Consider the following 17,803-nt stretch of genomic DNA (forward strand, 5'->3'; position numbering starts at 1 on the left):
TGCCTGGAACCCGGGTCCGGGTCGCAACAGGGGAGTTGTCCGACCCGTCCGCCATACTGGTTCGGTGACCTCGCCCGCCCCGCTGCCGTCCCGCCTGCTCGGCGTGGCCGACCGGATCCCGCCCTCGCTCGGGCTCCTGGCCGGTCCGGATCAGGGCAGGGTGAGTCTGCCGGTCCGGCTCGCCTGGTCCGGGCCGGCCGACTACGACGTCACCGACCCTCAGGAGCGGCTGACGCTCTACTGCCTCCTGCTCGACTGCGGGCAGCGGGAGGACATCGTCCGATACGTCAACCCCCACCTGCTGCGCCGCGACTGGCCGAGGATCAAGCGGCTGACCGCTCGCCGCTTCACGACGCTCTGGGAACGCCGGCTTCCCGATCTCTGCGCCAGCTGAACGGACCCAACGGGGAACCAGGCCGGACGGCGCTCCGGACAGCGAGTGGGACAGCTACCTCGACGAGCCCTGCCTGGTCGTGTCGAGCGGGTACCGAGGGCCGGTAATACGCTGCCCCGATGACCGGGTGTGTGTTCTGCGCGATCGTGGCTGGCGAGGTACCCGCGTTCACCGTCGCCGACGAGCCGGACGGGATGGCCTTCCTGGACACCCGGCCGGTGTTCAAGGGACACGTGCTGGTGGTGCCGCGCACCCACCTGGTCACCCTCGACACGCTGCCGGCCGAGGTGCTGCCCGGCTACTTCCGGCTGGTCCAGCGGATCATCGTCGCGGTGGAGACCGGTCTGGGGTCCGGTGGGACGTTCGTGGCGGTCAACAACAAGGTGTCCCAGTCCGTCCCGCACCTGCACACCCACGTGGTGCCGCGCACCAAGGGCGATGGGCTGCGCGGCTTCTTCTGGCCCCGCACCCGCTACACCGACGACGCCGAGGCCAGGGCCTTCGCCGACCGGATCACCGCCGCGCTGGCCTGATCCACCGCCCCTCGCCCGTCGAGGTGGTCGACTCGGCTTGCGGCATGTCGCGCCCTTACCGTGGCGGGAGGCCGCTGGTTGCGACGTACCGCTGTCGCGCCCGGCCCGACCCCGCCGGCTGATGCTCCGCCGTGCGGGTAAGGAAGTGGGGGCCGCCGCTGTTGCACACGCTGGGAAAGCCAAGAGAGGAGTCCCACCGTGTTCCTTCGCCGCATGAAGGCCGAGATGATCTCCCCCGACCAGGCCCTGCCGGGCCGCCCGATCGCGATGCCGGTCGCCGACCGGCACGAAGTGCTCCCCGCCTCGCTGAAGGGCCCCTTCCCCGAGGGCTCGCAGGTCGCCGTCTTCGGGATGGGCTGTTTCTGGGGCGCCGAGCGGCTCTTCTGGACCCTCCCCGGCGTGCTCACCACGTCGGTCGGCTACACCGGTGGTTACACCCGGAACCCGACGTACGAGGAGGTCTGCTCGGGCCGGACCGGGCACGCCGAGGTGGTCCAGGTGGTCTACGACCCGTCGAAGATCAGCTACGAGGACCTGCTGAAGGTCTTCTGGGAGAACCACGACCCGACCCAGGGCATGCGCCAGGGCAACGACGTCGGTACGCAGTACCGATCGGCGATCTACGCCAGCACCGACGAGCAGCTCGCCACCGCGCAGGCCTCCCGGGACGCCTTCGCGCCGATCGTGGCCCGGGCTGGCAAGGGCGAGATCACCACGGAGATCGCCCGGCTCGGTGACTACTACTTCGCCGAGGACTACCACCAGCAGTACCTGGCCCCGACGAAGAACCCGAACGGGTACTGCAACCACGGCCCGAACGGGCTGAGCTGCCCGGTCGGCGTGGCCCGTACCGCCAGCTAGTCCCAGTCGTTAGTCTGGATCTGACGCCAAGGAGGGCACGATGAGGGGCGAAGGGGCAGCCCGCCCTACCGGGTACGCCAAACCCGTCATCGTGCCCGACAGCCTGGACTCACTTCGCGGTCCCACCGACGGCGTTGTGAACCTGCCCAGGCACCTGAAGTGGTCGGGCAACGCTAGGTACGACCTGGCGCAGCCAGGCCGAATGAGAGATCTCTACCGTGCTGTCCTGAACGAGGCGGCCAGCCAAATGGATCTTGAGACATATCTGGACGGCGAATCATTGATTCTCCTCTGGCCGACCATGTGGTTGCCTGATTCTGTCCGCCGCGCCTGGGAGGACCGTTTCCCGGCGCTCCGTGGCACCCGTCGTTCTGTCGCATAACGATGCTGCCGCATCACCGGAGGATCACCGAAGTAGCCCTCGGGGCTGCGGGTCGCTTCGGCTTTGCGCTGGCCGGCGGATATGCGGTCAGCGCGCACGGCATGGGTAACCGGCTGAGCGGGGATGTCGACCTCTTCACCGCATGGCACTCACGGGACACGTTCCCCCGGGCAGTCGACGATGTCATTCACGTACTGCAGGACGAGGGTTACGACGTGGATGTCCTCATCCGCAACGACACCTTCGCCCGGCTCCTCATCCGTGACGAGAAGCAGCCGGATGCAGAGCCCGACAAGCTTGAAATGTCAGCCGACTGGCGTGCACACGCACCGGTGTCCATGGCCGTGGGACCGGTATTGCACCCGGACGACGCCGTAGCGAACAAGATGTGCGCCCTCTTCGGTCGGGCCGAGGCGCGCGATTTCCTGGACGTCGACGCGGCGCTGATGAGCGGCCGTTACAGCCGAGCACGACTGTTGGAGCTGGCTGCCACGAGCGACCCCGGTTTTGAGCCGCGGGTCTTCGCGGACGCCTTGGGTGCTCTCACGCAGATCACCGACGCTGACTTCGACTGCTACGGAGTCCCGACCGCCGAACTGGCGGCCTTACGGGACCGATTCGCGGACTGGCGCAGGCAACTCCTCGGCTAGGGCTCGACAGCATGTCCAGCACGTGCTCATTAACCAGTGAAGGGCGGATCGCGGCTTCCGGGCCTGCGGTGTTTGTCACACCGCGGGCCCGGCGCATTTCCGGCACCGGCGGCGGCCGGGACAGGAACCCCCGCCTGGCAGCACGGTGACCGAGAGTGGCGGAGCATGATAGCGAACCGTCATCCGACTGTCATCGGCTCAACAGGCGAACCGCAACATCCTCTGGCAGCATGGGCTCGCATGTGCGGACTAGCGGGAGAGTTCCGCCGTGACGGTTCACGTGCCGAGGTAGCGGCGGTGGAGCGGATGGCGGCCACGATGAGTGACCGAGGGCCCGACGACAGCGGCGTCTGGTCGCAGGGGCGGACGGCCCTGGGGCACCGCCGCCTGAAGATCATCGACCTCTCGGCCGCCAGCGGGCAACCGATCGTCGACGCCGCCGCCGGCCTCACCGGCGTCTTCAACGGCTGCATCTACAACTACCGGGAGCTGCGCGAGGAACTGCAGGCCCGGGGGCACCGCTTCTTCTCCTCGGGAGACAGCGAGGTCGTCGTCAAGGCGTACGCGGAGTGGGGCCTGGACTTCGTCGACCACCTGGTCGGCATGTTCGCGGTGGCGATCAGCGAGCGGGACAGCGGCCGGCTGGTGCTGGCCCGGGACCGCCTCGGCATCAAGCCGCTCTACCTGGCCGAGAGCCCCGGCGTGGTCCGCTTCGCCAGCACCCTGCCGGCACTGCTGGCCGGCGGCGGGATCGACACCTCCATCGACCCGGTGGCCCTCGCCCACTACCTGAGCTTCCACAGCATCGTGCCGCCGCCGCGGACCATCCTGCGCGGCGTCACCAAGCTCCCCCCGGCCACGGTCAAGGTGTACGAGCCGGACGGCACGACCCACGAGCGGGTCTACTGGGACCCGGCCTTCACCCGTGCCGCCGGCCGGTCCGGCTGGACCGAGCAGGACTGGCAGGACGGGCTGCTGGAGTCGCTGACCACCGCCGTACGCCGGCGGATGGTGGCCGACGTGCCGGTGGGTGTGCTGCTCTCCGGCGGACTGGATTCCAGCCTGGTGGTGGCACTGCTGGCCGGCGAGGGGCAGTCCGGCCTGGCCACCTTCTCCATCGGCTTCGACGCGGTCGGCGGCCGGGAGGGTGACGAGTTCGTCTACTCGGACCTGGTCGCGAAGACCTTCGGCACCGACCACCACCAGATCAGGGTGCCCACCGGCGACCTGCTGCCGCCGTTGGAGGCCGCCGTCGCGGCGATGAGCGAACCGATGGTGAGCCACGACTGCGTGGCGTTCTGGCTGCTGAGCCAGGAGGTCGCCCGGCACGTCAAGGTGGTCCAGTCCGGCCAGGGCGCGGACGAGATCCTGGGCGGCTACCACTGGTACCCGCCGCTGGCCGGCGTGGAGCGGGAGCGGGCGCTGGAGACGTACGCCCGGGCCTTCTTCGACCGCGACGCGGCCGGCCTGGCCCGTGTGCTGAACCCGGCGTGGCTGGCCGACGGCGACCCGGCCCGGGAGTTCGTCGCCGCGCACCTGGCCCGGTCCGGGGCGCAGACCGCGGTCGACGCGGGCCTGCGGATCGACACCCAGGTCATGCTGACCGACGACCCGGTCAAGCGGGTGGACAACATGACCATGGCGCACGGGCTGGAGGCCCGGGTGCCGTTCCTCGACCACGAGTTCGTCGAGCTGGCCGCAAGCTGCCCGCCGGAGCTGAAGCTGGCCCAGGGCGGCAAGGGCGTGCTCAAGGAGATCGGCCGGCGGGTCCTCCCGCACGAGGTCATCGACCGGCCGAAGGGCTACTTTCCGGTGCCCGGCCTCACCCACCTCGAGGGCAAGCTCCTCGACCGGGTACGCGACGCCCTGACCGCGCCGGAGGCGCGCCGCCGCGACCTGTTCCGCGCCGACTACGTCGACGCGCTGCTCGCCGATCCGAACGCCGAACTGACGCCGTTGAACGGAAACAAGCTGTGGCAGCTGGGACTCCTGGAAATGTGGCTCCAGAGCCACGGAATCGACTGACCGTGACCGACACCCTCGCCACCGGAGCGGCCCGGACCGACCGGGAACGGGTGCTGGGCCGGCGCCGGGAACGCGTCGGTCCCGGCGGCGACCCGGTCGCCCCCGGCGCTCCCGAACCACCGCGGCAGCCCGCCGACGGGGCCGGCGTGGTGCTGGACTGCGGCTGGGGCCGGCTGGTCTTCGGGCAGACCTTCACCGAGCAGGTCGACGTCGCCCACGTGCTGCGCTCCGAGGCGGCCGGGGCCCGGGACATCTGCATCTACTTGCGGGATCCGCACGTGCTGGTCTCCCGGCTGCCGGACGAGCTGTTCATCGACCCGTCGCTGACCTACCGGCTGCCCCTGGGCGGGCGGCGACCGGCCGCCACCGAGGGCGGTGAGATCCCCGGCCTGACCATCCGCCCGCTGCGGGACGCCGGCGACGCGGACGCGGTGAACCGGATCTACGCCCGCAACGGCATGGTCACCGCCCCGGTCGACGTGCTGGTGGAGAACGCGGGCAGCGACCGCTTCCTGCACCTGCTCGCCGAGGACGCCACCGGCGAGGTGGTGGGCACCATCACCGGGGTGGACCACGTCGCGGTCTTCGGCGACCCGGAGAACGGCGCCAGCCTCTGGTGCCTGACCGTGGACTTCAACACCGCGCCCCCCGGCACCGGGCAGGCGCTGCTCACCGCGCTGGCCGACCGGCTGGACGAGCGGGGCCGGGCGTACGTGGACCTGTCGGTGCTGGCCGAGAACTCGGGGGCGATCCGGCTCTACGAGCGGCTCGGCTTCCACCGCACCGGCACGCTCTGCGTGAAGCGGAAGAACCCGATCAACGAGCGGCTCTTCCTGCCCGCCACGCCGGAGGGCTACGACGGCCTGAACCCGTACGCGAAGATCGTCGCGGACGAGGCGATGCGGCGCGGCATTCGGGTGGAGGTCACCGACCCGCACTGGGGGGAGCTGAAGCTGTCCAACGGCGGCCGGGTCGTCCACACCCGCGAGTCGCTGTCGGAGCTCACTTCGGCGGTGGCGATGAGCCGCTGCGACGACAAGCGGGTGACCCGACGGATCCTCACCGAGGTCGGGCTGTCGGTGCCGCGCGGCCGGACCGCCACCGGGGACGCCGACGACCTCGCCTTCCTGGCGGACGTCGGCCCGGTCGTGGTCAAGCCGGCCCGCGGCGAGCAGGGCAACGGCATCACCGTCGGGGTCCGTACGCCGGAGGCGTTGACCGCCGCCGTCGAGCTGGCCCGCCGGTTCTGCCCGGACGTGCTGATCGAGGAGCTTCGCGAGGGCGAGGACCTGCGGGCGGTCGTCATCGACCACGAGGTGGTGGCCGCCGCGGTACGTCGGCCGGCGCAGATCACCGGGGACGGGGTGCACGACGTCACCGAGCTGATCGAGCGGCAGAGCCGCCGCCGGGCCGCCGCCACCGGGGGCGAGTCGCGGATCCCGATCGACGACATGACCCGCGAGGTGGTGGCCGAGGCCGGCTACCGGATGCACGACGTGCTGCCGGAGGGGCAGGTGCTCGCCGTCCGCCGGACCGCCAACCTGCACACCGGCGGCACCATCCACGACGTGACCGCCGAACTGCACCCGGCGATCGCCGAGGCCTGTGTGACGGCCAGCCGGGCGCTAGACATCCCGGTCACCGGCCTGGACCTGCTGGTGCCCGCGCCCGACCGGCCGGAGCACGTGTTCATCGAGGCGAACGAGCGCCCCGGCCTGGCCAACCACGAGCCGCAGCCGACCGCGGAGCGCTTCGTCGACCTGCTCTTCCCCGGCACCCGGGCACCCCAGCGGCTCTGGTCCCCGGCCGGCACGGGAGGCGCCGCGTGAGCCCGAAGCCGTTGGAGATCGACCTCGACTACCTGCGCCAGGTGCTGGTGGAGCTGCTGGAGATCCCCAGCCCGTCGGGGCGTACCGACCACGTCCAGCAGTACGTGGGCGAACGCCTCTCCGCGCTCGGCATCACCTCGACGCTGACCCGGCGCGGGGCGCTGAGCGCCTACCTGCCCGGTCCCCGGTCGACCGGGGCCGACCGGGCCCTCGTGGTGCACACCGACACCATCGGCGGCATGGTCAAGCGGCTCAAGGAGAACGGGCGGCTGGAGCTCAAGCCGATCGGTACGCACAGCGCGCGCTTCGCCGAGGGCGCGCAGGTCCGGATCTTCACCGACGACCTGGACCGGGTGGTCACCGGCCAGGTGCTGCCGCTCAAGGCCAGCGGGCACCGCTACAACGAGGCCGTGGACCTGCAGGGCGTCGGCTGGGAGCTGGTCGAGGTGCGGGTCGACGAGCCGGTGGACGACATCGCCGGCCTGCGCGCGCTCGGCATCGACGCCGGTGACTTCGTCGCGCTGCTGGCGAACCCGACGATCACCCCCACCGGGTACGTGAAGTCCCGGCACCTCGACGACAAGGCCGGGGTCGCCGCGGTGCTGACCGCGTTCAAGGCGATGGTCGACGCGGGGATCACCCCGGCCGTCACCGCGCACCTGCTGGTCACGGTCACCGAGGAGATCGGGCACGGGGCCAGCCACGGGCTCGACCCGGACGTGGCGGAGATCGTGTCGGTGGACGCGGCGGTGGTCGCGCCCGGCCAGCAGTCCCGGGAGGACGCCGCCACCCTGGCAATGGGCGACGGAGTCGGCCCGTTCGATTACCACCTCACCCGCAACCTGGCCTCGATCGCCCGCGAGCACGGCGTCGACCTGGTCCGGGACGTCTTCGACTACTACCGGTCGGACGTGGCGGCGGCGGTCGAGGCCGGCGCGCACGCGCGGGTGGCGCTGCTCGGCTTCGGCGTGGACGCCACCCACGGGCACGAACGCACCCACCTCGACGGCCTGCGCCACCTCACCCAGCTGCTCTGCCTCTACCTGCAGAGCCCGCTGGTCTTCCCCGAGTGGGACGCCGAACCGGAGGGCGACCTGGCGAACTTTCCGTCGCTGGCGGTCCAGCCGGCGTCGGAGGAGGGCCCCCGCGAGGGCCCGATCGGCCTGGACTGAGGGTCGTCACCGACGTGGTGGCCGACTCCGGCCGCGCGGAGCCCGCCCGGCTGGAGGAGTCCCCACAGACGCTACGAACTTGATGACGTGAACGACTCACCGCGCGACCACGCCGGCAACCTTGGGCCGCAGGCTGTCCGACCGCCCCGCGCCGGGCCCGATTCACCTACGTCATCAAGTTCGTAGCAAGCGACACACCATGCGCCCTGTCGCGGCAGCCGGGGCGGCGGGACGCCGGGAGGACCGGAGCCCGGACCAGCGTTCCGAAGACCGCGCCGGGCCTGTGATCCAAATCCGTTGCCGCCGTCACCGGGAAGTGGATAGCGTGGCGGTACACGGGAAAGGAGGTGGTCCAGACTTGTATAGCAATCGGACTCGTGAGGTGGCTGTCCGCTAGCCGCTGTCCTCGACAGTGAAAACATCGTCCGCCGCGAGGCGGGCAGCAAGGCACCATCGTCGAGACCGTGTGGCAGCGGTGCGGCGAATCCACGACAGCCACCCGACCCCCGGGGTGCCGGCCCAGTCCAGCCGGCCCGCGCGCGAGCGCGGAAGCCCCGGGGGTCGCTTCATGTCCAGGAGATCACCGTGTCGATGCGCGAGCTGGCGGTGCTCGGGACGGCCAGTCAGGCCCCGACCCGGCAGCGCAACCACAACGGCTACCTGCTGCGCTGGGACGACGAGGTGCTCCTCTTCGACCCGGGCGAGGGCAGCCAGCGCCAGATGCTGCACACCGGGATCTCCGCCACCGACCTCACCCGGATCTGCGTCACCCACTTCCACGGCGACCACTGCCTGGGCCTGCCCGGCATGATCCAGCGGCTCTCCCTGGACCGGGTGCCACACCCGGTGGCCGTGCACTTCCCGGCCGGCGGCGCCGACTACTTCGCCCGGCTGCGCCACGCGTCGAGCTTCTACGAGACGGCCGAGCTGGCCGTCGAGCCGATCGACACCGACGGGCAGCGGATCAGCACGCGGATCGGCACCCTGGAGGCCCGGCGGCTGCGGCACCCCATCGAGACGTACGGCTACCGGCTGATCGAGCCGGACGGCTGCCGGATGCTGCCGGAGCGGCTGGCCGCGTACGGCATCGCCGGGCCGGCCGTCGGCAAGCTGCTCCGCGACGGCCACCTCGACCTGGACGGGCGCCGCGTCACCCGGGACGAGGTGAGCGTGACCCGACCGGGGCAGCGGTTCGCCTTCGTGATGGACACCGGGCTCTGCGACGGGGTGTGGGCCCTGGCCGAGCACGCGGACCTGCTGGTCATCGAGTCGACCTTCCTGGAGTCGGAGGCGGCGCTCGCCGCCGAGGTCGGCCACCTCACCGCGGCGCAGGCCGCCCGGGTGGCCGCCGAGTCGGGGGTACGCACGCTGGTGCTCACCCACTTCTCCCAGCGGTACGCCGACCCGCGCCGGTTCGCCGACGAGGCCCGCGGGCACTTCGCCGGGGAGCTGGTGATCGCCGAGGACCTGATGACCGTGCCGGTGCCGCCCCGGCGGGTAGCCTCGGCCGGGTGACGGTCTCCCTACGCCCCGCCAGCGAGGCCGATCTCCTGGCGGTCGGCGCGCTGCACCAGCGCTCCCGGGTGGCGGCGTACTCGTCGTTCCTGCCCGCCGGGGCGCTGGCCGAGCCGACGCCGGAGGCGATGGGCCGGTACTGGGTGGAGCGGCTGACCTGGGAGGGGGCCGACCACCGGATGACCGTCGCCGTCCGCGACGGCCGGCTGGTCGGGTTCAGCTACCTCGGGCCGGACGACGCGGGCGACCCGGACACCGGCCTGCTCAACGCCATCCATCTGGAGCCGGACGAGCGGGGTCGGGGCACCGGCCGGGCGCTGATGGTCGACGCCCTGGCCGCGATGCGGGCCCGCGGCTGGTCCCGGGCGGTGCTCTGGGTGCTCCGGGACAACTCGGCCGCCCGGCGCTTCTACGAGCGCGGCGGCTGGACCGCCACCGGCGAGGAACGCGACGAACACATCGGTCCCGCCCTGGTCCCCCAGCTCCGCTACGCCCGCCAGCTGTAAGGAAGGGCCCCTTCTTAGCGCCTCCGGTAGAGGCGGGGCCCCCTCTTAACACGCAGCGCAGCCCCGCCGTTCGCTGTGAGCGGATCGGGGCATGGGCGTGCATGTCCGCGCGTTGGCACCGGCATGGACACCGAGCACAGCGAGCGGGCGGAGGACGCCGCGCTCGACGCGTACTCCCGGGTGGTGACCGGTGTGGCGGCCCGGGTGCTGCCCAGCGTGGCCGCCCTGTCGGTGCGGACCGCGCGCGGCGCCGGGGCCGGCTCGGCGGTGGTCATCGGCCCGGACGGGCTGCTGCTCACCAGCGCCCACGTGGTGCAGGGTGCGGCCGGTGGCTCGGCCGCCTTCGGCGACGGCACCGAGACCCGGTTCCGGGTGGTCGGCGCCGATCCGCTGTCGGACCTGGCGGTGCTGCGCGCGGAGCAGGCCAGCGTCGCGCCGGTGGAACTGGGCGATGCGGACCGGCTGCGGATCGGCCAGCTGGTGGTGGCGGTCGGCAACCCGATGGGGCTGGCCGGCTCGGTCACCGCCGGGGTGGTCTCCGGGCTGGGCCGGTCGCTGCCGGCCCGGGACGGCCGGGTCACCCGGCTGATCGAGGACGTGATTCAGACCGACGCCGCGCTGAACCCGGGCAACTCCGGTGGCGCGCTGGCCGACTCGGCCGGCCGGGTGGTCGGGGTGAACACCGCGGTCGCCGGGTACGGCCTGGGGCTGGCTGTGCCGATCAACGGGACCACCCGGCGGATCATCAACGACCTGACCAGCGACGGCCGGGTCCGCCGGGCCTGGCTGGGCGTGGCCGGGGTGCCCGTACCGCTGCCGCCCGAGGTCAGCGCGCGGACCGGGCAGCGGCGCGGGCTGCGGGTGGTGGAGGTGGTGCCGGGCAGTCCGGCCGGGGTGGCCGGGATCTACCTCGGCGACGTGATCGTCGCGGCCGGTGGTCGACCGGTGCAGGACGGCCAGGGCCTGCAACGGCTGATGCTCGGCCCGGCGATCGGCGCCCGCCTGCCGGTCACCGTGCTGCGCAAGGGGGCGTACGTCGACGTGGTGGTGGTCCCCACCGAGCTGGCCCGCTGATGCCGGGGCGTTGACAGGGGCCCCTTCCCATACGCGGGACGTTAGGAAGGGGCCCCTCCTTGCAAGCTCAGCGGGCGCCGAGGTGGGCGAGCAGGTCCTGCCGGGTCAGTACGCCCTTGGGCTTGCCGTCCACCAGCACCAGGGCCGCGTCGGCCTTCTCCAGCAGCGCGACCGCCTCGCTCACCGGCTGCCCGCCACCGATCATCGGCAGCGGCTCGGCCATGTGGCGCTCGATCGTGTCGTGCAGGTGCGCCTGCCCGGTGAAGAGCGCGTCGAGCAGGTCCTTCTCGGCGATCGAGCCGGCCACCTCACCGGTGACGACGGGCGGCTCGGCCTTGAGCACCGGCAGCTGGGAGACGCCGTACTCGCGCATGTAGTCGATGGCGTCGCGGACCGTCTCGGTCGGGTGCACGTGCACCAACTCGGGCAGGCCGCCCGGCTTGCCGGCGAGCGCGTCGGCCACGGTCGCCTCGGTGCCGGACTCGTCGAGGAAGCCGTACCGGGCCATCCACTTGTCGTTGAAAATCTTGGACAGGTAGCCCTTGCCGCTGTCCGGCAGCAGCACCACGATCACGTCGTCCGGGCCGGCCTTGCGGGCCACCTCCAGGGCGGCCACCACGGCCATCCCGCAGGAGCCACCGACCAGCAGCCCCTCCTCGCGGGCCAGCCGCCGGGTCATCTCGAAGGACTGCTTGTCCGACACCTCGACGATCTCGTCGGCGATGTTCCGGTCGTAGGTCTCCGGCCAGAAGTCCTCACCGACGCCCTCGACCAGGTACGGCCGGCCGGTGCCGCCGGAGTACACCGAGCCCTCGGGGTCCGCGCCGACGACCTTGACCCGCCCCTCGGAGGCCTCCTTCAGGTAGCGGCCGATGCCGGAGATGGTGCCACCGGTGCCGACACCCGCGACGAAGTGGGTGATCCGCCCCTCGGTCTGCTGCCAGATCTCCGGGCCGGTGGTCTCGTAGTGCGAGCGCGGGTTGGCCGGGTTGCTGTACTGGTTGGGCTTCCAGGCGCCGGGGATCTCCCGGGCCAGCCGGTCGGAGACGTTGTAGTAGGAGCGCGGGTCCTCCGGGGCCACGGCGGTCGGGCAGACCACCACCTCGGCGCCGTACGCCCGCAGCACGTCCTGCTTGTCCTGGCTGACCTTGTCGGGGCAGACGAAGACGCACTTGTAGCCCTTGAGCTGCGCCACCAGGGCCAGGCCGACGCCGGTGTTGCCGCTGGTCGGCTCGACGATCGTGCCGCTGGGCTTGAGGATTCCCGCCTGCTCGGCGTCCTCGACCATCCGCAGCGCGATCCGGTCCTTCACCGAACCGCCCGGGTTGACGTACTCCACCTTGGCCAGCACGGTCGCCTGGATGCCCTCGGTGACGTTGCGCAGGCGTACCAGCGGGGTGTTGCCGATCAGCTCGACGACGTTGTCGTAGTACTGCACCTCGTTGTGCCCTTCGTTGCGCCGCCGCCGACGGCGGCCGGGAAGACTGCTGTTCGTCGCCCAGGGTACGGGGCGTCAGGGCACCACATGTCCAGGGATGACGGAGCTGCGACGCGCCTCCCACTCCAGGAACCGCTCGGTCTCGGCGAGCACGCTGCCGGCCAGCCAGGTCACCATCACCGCGTCGTCGGCCAGGCCGAAGATGGCCAGCGGGATCTCCGGCAGCAGGTCGATCGGCGAGACGATGTACGCCGTCGCGGCGGTCATCAGCGCCAGCCGCAGGCCGCCGTCGTACTCCCCCTTGGCGGTCGCCCGGATCATCCTCGGCAGCGCCGCCACCCGGGCACCCAGCGACGGCCCGCCCCGGGCGCCCGTGGCCAGCGCCCGGGCCAGCGCCGCGAAGGCCGCGCTCCGCTTCAACGTCTTCCCCATCTGTCCGCCCCTTTCCGCTCGACCAGCGTGCGGTGCCGGCGCAAGTCCGCCCCGCCTACCGGAACAGGTACCCGGAACGGTCGCCGCCCAGCCTCCTGATCACGGGGAGAGCGGGTGTCGTGGTGCCGCGATACTGTCGACTTCATGGGGGACGCTGGTTCCGTCGTACCGGCCGGCTGGCAACGCGCTCGGCGGATCGCCCGCCTGGCGGCGATCGGCACGGGCGCCACCGTGGCGGCCACCGTCGCGACGGGTGGGGTCCTGCTCGGCCAGGCCCGGCAGGCGCGGCGCACCATCCCGATGGCCGAGGCGCCCCCGCCGCGCTGTGACGGGGTGTACGGAGCCAAGCTTCCCGGCCCGCCGGTCACCATGGTCATCCTCGGCGATTCCTCGGCCGCCGGCTACGGCGTGCACCGCCGCCGGGAGACCCCGGGCGCGCTGCTGGCCACCGGGCTGTCGCGCCGGCTGCACCGGCCGGTCCGGCTGCACCGCTTCGCCGTGGTCGGCGCCCTGTCGGCCGGGCTCAAGCCACAGGTCGAGTCGGCCCTGGAGGTCGCGCCCGACATCGCGGTCGTGCTGATCGGCGGCAACGACGTCACCAACCGCACCCCGCCGTCGGTGGCCGTGCGTTATCTGGTCGACGCGGTCCGCACGCTGCGCGCGGCGGGATGCGAGGTGGTCGTTGGCACCTGCCCCGACCTCGGCGCGATCCGCCCGATCCAGCCGCCGCTGCGCTGGCTGGCCCGCCGCTGGAGCCGGCAGCTCGCGGCCGCCCAGACGGTGGCGGTGGTCGAGGCGGGCGGCTGGACCGTCTCCCTCGGCGACCTGCTCGGTCCCCGGTTCGCCGCCGAGCCGGCCCGGATGTTCGCCTGGGACCGGTTCCACCCCTCCGCGGAGGGGTACGCGGTCGCCGCGGCGGCGCTGCTGCCCACGGTGCTCTCCGCGCTGGGCGTCGGTGCGGCCCGCCGGGCGCCGCTCGGCGGCGGGGAGGGTGTCCGGTCGCTCCCGGAGGCGGCCCACGAGGCGGCCCGGCACGCCGGCACCGAGGTCAGCGGCGCGCAGGTCCAGGGGCGCGACCGCGGCCCGGGCGGCCGGTGGGCGCAGCTTCGGCGGCGGGCCTTCTTCGGCGTCGGTGCGGTGCCGCAGTCCGCCGCCTCCACCGAGTCGCCGACGCTGGAGGGGCTGGCATGAGCGGGCCTGGCGGGGCATCATCAGCAGGCACAACGCGGGCCACGCTCATGTTCGAGGTCGTTGCGGGAACGGCAACCGCCGGAGCCGCGAGCGGACCGGTCCGCACCGCCGGACTGGGGAGGTGTCGTCATGACGCAACGTAACGAGCTTGTCACCCGACTGGGTCGGGCCGCGGCCCTCTCCCTGGTCGCCGGCACGGTGGGCGGGGCAGCGGTCCTCGCCGGCCAGGCCATCGCGGCCCGCAACCGCGAGTACGCCCAGCCCGAGCTGGGCCTGGCGCTCCGCGCCACGGTGGGCCGTACGGGCGCCGCGCCGCTGCGGCTGGTGCTGCTCGGCGACTCCTCGGCGCTCGGCGTCGGGGTGGCCCGCTTCGAGGACACGATCGGCGGCCAGCTGGCCCAGCTGCTCGCGGAGGGACCGCCCGCCCGGCGGGTGCACCTGTCCAGCGTCGGGGTCTCCGGTTCCCGTTCCACCGACCTGGCCACCCAGGTGGCCCGGGCGCTGCTCGGCGAGCGGCCCGACGTGGCGGTGGTGCTGATCGGGGCGAACGACGCCACCGCGCTGACCCGGCCGGCCGACGCGGCGGCGTACCTGGGCTCGGCCGTGCGCCGGCTGCGCGAGGCGCACGTCGAGGTGGTCGTGGCCACCTGCCCTGACCTCGGCGCGGTCCGGGCGGTCGCCGCCCCGCTGCGGCAGGTGCTCGCCTGGTCCGGCCGGCGGATCGCCCGCGCGCAGACGGCGGCCGTGCTGGACGCCGGCGGCACCGTGGTGGACCTGGGCACCGAGACCGGCCCGGTGTTCCGGGCGGACGCCGGGACGCTCTGCCACGACGGCTACCACCCTTCCGCCGACGGCTACCGGGTCTGGGCGCACGCCCTGCTGCCGGCGGTCGAGACGGCGGCGACGGTCGCCTCCCGGCACCACTGAGCCGCCCGGGCGGGGTGACATTTCCCGCCCGCCGGCGAGCTTCCGCGCCAAGTTACCCGCGGGTTAACGTTGGTTCATGCCGATTCAGTCGCCCCGCGACGCCGTCATCGTCGCCACCGCCCGGTCCCCCATCGGCCGCGCGGCCAAGGGTTCCCTGCGGGACGTCCGCCCGGACGACCTGGCCGCCACCATCGTCCAGGCCGCTCTCGACAAGGTGCCCGCGCTGGACCCCACCACGATCGAGGACCTCTACCTGGGCTGCGGTCTGCCCGGCGGTGAGCAGGGCTTCAACATGGCCCGGGTGGTCGCGACCCTGCTGGGCCTGGATGGCCTGCCCGGCGCCACGCTGACCCGATACTGCGCCTCCTCGCTGCAGACCACCCGGATGGCGATGCACGCCATCCGGGCCGGCGAGGGCGACGTCTTCATCTCCGCCGGCGTCGAGACCGTCTCCCGGTACGCCCGGGGCAATTCGGACGCCCTGCCCCCGGAGGGGCAGGCGCTGGTCGGCGGCGGCTGGGAGAACCCGCGCTTCGCCGAGGCGCGCGAGCGCTCCGCCGCCCGCGCCCGGGGCGGCGCCGAGGTGTGGACCGACCCGCGCGAGGCGGGCCAGCTGCCCGACATCTACCTGGCCATGGGGCAGACCGCGGAGAACCTCGCCCAGGCGTACGACGTCACCCGCGAGGACATGGACGCCTTCGGCGTCCGCAGCCAGAACCGGGCCGAGAAGGCGATCGCGGACGGCTTCTGGGCCCGCGAGATCACCCCGGTCACCACGCCGGACGGCACGGTGGTGAGCACCGACGACGGCCCGCGCCCGGGGGTCACCCTGGAGGGGGTCGCCGGCCTGAAGCCGGTGTTCCGCCCGGACGGCCGGATCACCGCCGGCAACTGCTGCCCGCTCAACGACGGCGCGGCCGCCGTGGTGATCATGAGCGCCCAGCGGGCGGGGGAGCTCGGCCTCACCCCGCTGGCCCGGATCGTCTCCACCGGCGTCACCGCCCTGTCGCCGGAGATCATGGGCCTGGGCCCGGTCGAGGCGTCCCGGCAGGCGCTCAAGCGGGCCGGCATGACCATCGACGACGTCGACCTGGTGGAGATCAACGAGGCGTTCGCCGCGCAGGTGATCCCGTCGTACCGCCAGCTGGGCATCCCGGAGGAGAAGCTGAACGTGATGGGCGGCGCGATCGCCGTCGGCCACCCGTTCGGCATGACCGGCGCCCGGATCACCGGCACCCTGCTCAACGCGCTGGAGTGGCACGACAAGACCATCGGTCTGGAGACGATGTGTGTCGGCGGCGGCCAGGGCATGGCGATGGTGCTCGAGCGGCTGAACTGACCTGAGGTCGATTCCCCGGTGCCGGAGCCGGGTACGGGAGGCGCCATGGCGACCGTCGTGGAACGCGAACGGAAGTACTCCGGCGACGAGGGGTTCCGGCTGCCCGACCTGACGGGGTGCGGTGGCGTCGTGACGATGTCCGACGCCACCACCCACAACCTGGACGCGGTCTACCTGGACACCCCGGACCTCCGGCTGGCCCGCAGCGGGTTCGCGCTGCGCCGGCGTACCGGGGGGCACGACGCCGGCTGGCACCTCAAGGTCGGGGCGACCGGCGGCGCCCGCACCGAGTACCAGTTCCCCGCCGGGCCGGACGACAGCGGGCCACCGGCCGCGCTGGCCGCGCTCTTCCGGGCCGCGTCCCGGGGCCGGGCGGTCGCGCCGGCCGCGCGGATCGTCACCCGCCGCCGGGAGCGCCGCCTCCTCGACGACGCGGGCCGGATCCTCGCCGAGGTCGCCGAGGACAGCGTCGAGGCGCACGACCTGGTCAGCGGCGAACGGCAGGCCTGGCACGAGCTCGAGGTCGAGCTGGTCGACGGGGACGAGGCGCTGCTCGACGCGGTGGACGCCCGGCTGCGGGAGGCCGGCGCCCGGCCGGTGCCGGTCTCCAAGTCGCAGCGCGCCCTCGGCGGCCGGCTCACCGCGGCCCGCCCGGCCCCCGCCGACCCCGGCGCCGCCCCCGTCCTGGACTACCTGGCCGCGCAGCGGGACGCGCTGATCGGCAACCACCCGGGCGCGTGGGGCGGCGACGAGGACGCCGTGCACGACATGCGGGTCGCCGTGCGCCGACTCCGCTCCACCCTGCGCACGTTCCGCGGGCTGTGGGACCGGCAGGTGAGCGAGGCGGTGCGGGCGGAGCTGAGCTGGCTGGGCGGCCGCCTCGGCCCGGTGCGGGACACCCAGGTGATGGCCGCCCGGCTCGCCGGGGCGGTCCGGGCGGAACCGGACGAGCTGGTGCTCGGCCCGGTCGCCGCGCGGTTCGCCGAACGGTTCGCCGCCGACCTGGCCACCGCCATCGACGAGCTGCGGGCGGCGCTCGCCGCCGACCGGTACGCCGACCTGCTGCGCCGGCTCGACGCGCTGGTGGAGGGGCCGACGGCGCGGGCCGTGGACGAGCGCTGGGTGGACCGCCGGGTACGCCGGGCGCTGCACCGGGCCGACGACCGGCTGGACCGGGCGCGGAGCGCCGGGTCCGGCGAGGCGGCGCTGCACGAGGCGCGGAAGGCGTACAAGCGGGCCCGGTACGCGGTGGAGCTGCGGGAACCGGCCGTCGGGAAGCGGGCCGGGAAGCTGGTCGAGCGGCTCAAGGAGTTGCAGGACCTGCTCGGCGCGCACCAGGACTCGGTGGTGACCCGCGCGGTCCTGCGCGAACAGGCGCTGCGCGGCTACGCCGGCGGGGAGAACACGTTCACCTACGGTCTGCTGCACGCCCGCCAGGCGGCCGCCGCCGACCGCACCCTGGCCGGGCTGCCGCGGGCGGTGGACCGGGCGCGCCGGCGCAAGCTGCGGCGGTGGCTGCGGGCCTGACCCGGCCG

General features: G+C 73.2%; 16 protein-coding genes. 14 read left to right on the forward strand and 2 right to left on the reverse strand.

Annotated features, from left to right (window positions below):
* The first annotated feature begins 64 nt into the window (after positions 1–64).
* The 10 genes from ACWEVO_RS01875 to ACWEVO_RS01920 all read left to right on the forward strand — a co-directional run bounded on the left by ACWEVO_RS01875 (position 65) and on the right by ACWEVO_RS01920 (position 10,941).
* On the forward strand, positions 65–394 hold the full coding sequence (locus ACWEVO_RS01875; protein WP_452305677.1) for a hypothetical protein: 330 nt from the start codon (positions 65–67) through the stop codon (positions 392–394).
* Between the two features lie 119 nt (positions 395–513).
* Positions 514–927: an HIT family protein gene (locus tag ACWEVO_RS01880; RefSeq protein WP_452305678.1), complete on the forward strand. Its 414-nt coding sequence runs from the start codon at positions 514–516 to the stop codon at positions 925–927.
* A gap of 198 nt (positions 928–1,125) precedes the next feature.
* A complete protein-coding gene (gene msrA / locus ACWEVO_RS01885) occupies positions 1,126–1,788 on the forward strand; it encodes a peptide-methionine (S)-S-oxide reductase MsrA (RefSeq protein WP_452305679.1) in 663 nt (220 codons plus the stop codon).
* A gap of 384 nt (positions 1,789–2,172) precedes the next feature.
* Positions 2,173–2,820 carry a nucleotidyl transferase AbiEii/AbiGii toxin family protein gene (locus tag ACWEVO_RS01890; RefSeq protein WP_452305680.1) on the forward strand — a complete coding sequence of 216 codons (648 nt, stop codon included), beginning with the start codon at positions 2,173–2,175 and terminating at the stop codon, positions 2,818–2,820.
* 240 nt (positions 2,821–3,060) lie between these two features.
* A complete protein-coding gene (locus ACWEVO_RS01895; RefSeq protein ID WP_452305681.1) occupies positions 3,061–4,845 on the forward strand; it encodes an N-acetylglutaminylglutamine amidotransferase in 1,785 nt (594 codons plus the stop codon).
* A 2-nt stretch (positions 4,846–4,847) separates the two neighbouring features.
* Complete coding sequence (gene ngg, locus ACWEVO_RS01900; RefSeq protein WP_452305682.1) at positions 4,848–6,674, forward strand: N-acetylglutaminylglutamine synthetase; 1,827 nt, start codon at positions 4,848–4,850, stop codon at positions 6,672–6,674.
* Positions 6,671–7,846 (forward strand): osmoprotectant NAGGN system M42 family peptidase, encoded by a 1,176-nt coding sequence (locus tag ACWEVO_RS01905; protein WP_452305683.1) that lies wholly within the window; start codon positions 6,671–6,673, stop codon positions 7,844–7,846. The genes ngg and ACWEVO_RS01905 overlap by 4 nt, the downstream gene beginning before the upstream one ends.
* Positions 7,847–8,431: 585 nt before the next feature.
* The gene (locus tag ACWEVO_RS01910) at positions 8,432–9,361 is read left to right on the forward strand and encodes a ribonuclease Z (RefSeq protein ID WP_452305684.1); all 930 of its coding nucleotides are present in this window, start codon (positions 8,432–8,434) and stop codon (positions 9,359–9,361) included.
* Positions 9,358–9,867, forward strand: coding sequence for an N-acetyltransferase family protein (locus tag ACWEVO_RS01915; protein ID WP_452305685.1), 510 nt, complete (start codon positions 9,358–9,360; stop codon positions 9,865–9,867). Before ACWEVO_RS01910 ends, ACWEVO_RS01915 begins: the two co-directional genes overlap by 4 nt.
* Before the next feature lie 123 nt (positions 9,868–9,990).
* Complete coding sequence (locus ACWEVO_RS01920) at positions 9,991–10,941, forward strand: S1C family serine protease (protein WP_452305686.1); 951 nt, start codon at positions 9,991–9,993, stop codon at positions 10,939–10,941.
* 67 nt (positions 10,942–11,008) lie between these two features.
* Here ACWEVO_RS01920 and ACWEVO_RS01925 read toward each other — a convergent pair whose 3' ends face one another.
* Positions 11,009–12,379 carry a cystathionine beta-synthase gene (locus tag ACWEVO_RS01925; protein WP_452305687.1) on the reverse strand — a complete coding sequence of 457 codons (1,371 nt, stop codon included), beginning with the start codon at positions 12,377–12,379 and terminating at the stop codon, positions 11,009–11,011.
* 75 nt (positions 12,380–12,454) lie between these two features.
* Positions 12,455–12,811, reverse strand: a complete 357-nt coding sequence (locus tag ACWEVO_RS01930; RefSeq protein WP_452305688.1) for a YkvA family protein — start codon at positions 12,809–12,811, stop codon at positions 12,455–12,457.
* A gap of 144 nt (positions 12,812–12,955) precedes the next feature.
* Here ACWEVO_RS01930 and ACWEVO_RS01935 point away from each other — a divergent pair, with 144 nt between their 5' ends.
* The 4 genes from ACWEVO_RS01935 to ACWEVO_RS01950 all read left to right on the forward strand — a co-directional run bounded on the left by ACWEVO_RS01935 (position 12,956) and on the right by ACWEVO_RS01950 (position 17,795).
* The gene (locus ACWEVO_RS01935) at positions 12,956–14,002 is read left to right on the forward strand and encodes an SGNH/GDSL hydrolase family protein (protein WP_452305689.1); all 1,047 of its coding nucleotides are present in this window, start codon (positions 12,956–12,958) and stop codon (positions 14,000–14,002) included.
* 129 nt (positions 14,003–14,131) lie between these two features.
* Positions 14,132–14,929 (forward strand): SGNH/GDSL hydrolase family protein, encoded by a 798-nt coding sequence (locus tag ACWEVO_RS01940; protein WP_452305690.1) that lies wholly within the window; start codon positions 14,132–14,134, stop codon positions 14,927–14,929.
* A gap of 76 nt (positions 14,930–15,005) precedes the next feature.
* The gene (locus tag ACWEVO_RS01945; protein ID WP_452305691.1) at positions 15,006–16,268 is read left to right on the forward strand and encodes an acetyl-CoA C-acetyltransferase; all 1,263 of its coding nucleotides are present in this window, start codon (positions 15,006–15,008) and stop codon (positions 16,266–16,268) included.
* Positions 16,269–16,313: 45 nt separating this feature from the next.
* Positions 16,314–17,795 (forward strand): CYTH and CHAD domain-containing protein, encoded by a 1,482-nt coding sequence (locus ACWEVO_RS01950; protein ID WP_452305692.1) that lies wholly within the window; start codon positions 16,314–16,316, stop codon positions 17,793–17,795.
* Positions 17,796–17,803: the final 8 nt, after the last annotated feature.

The organism is Micromonospora sp. NPDC003776 (assembly GCF_053605645.1).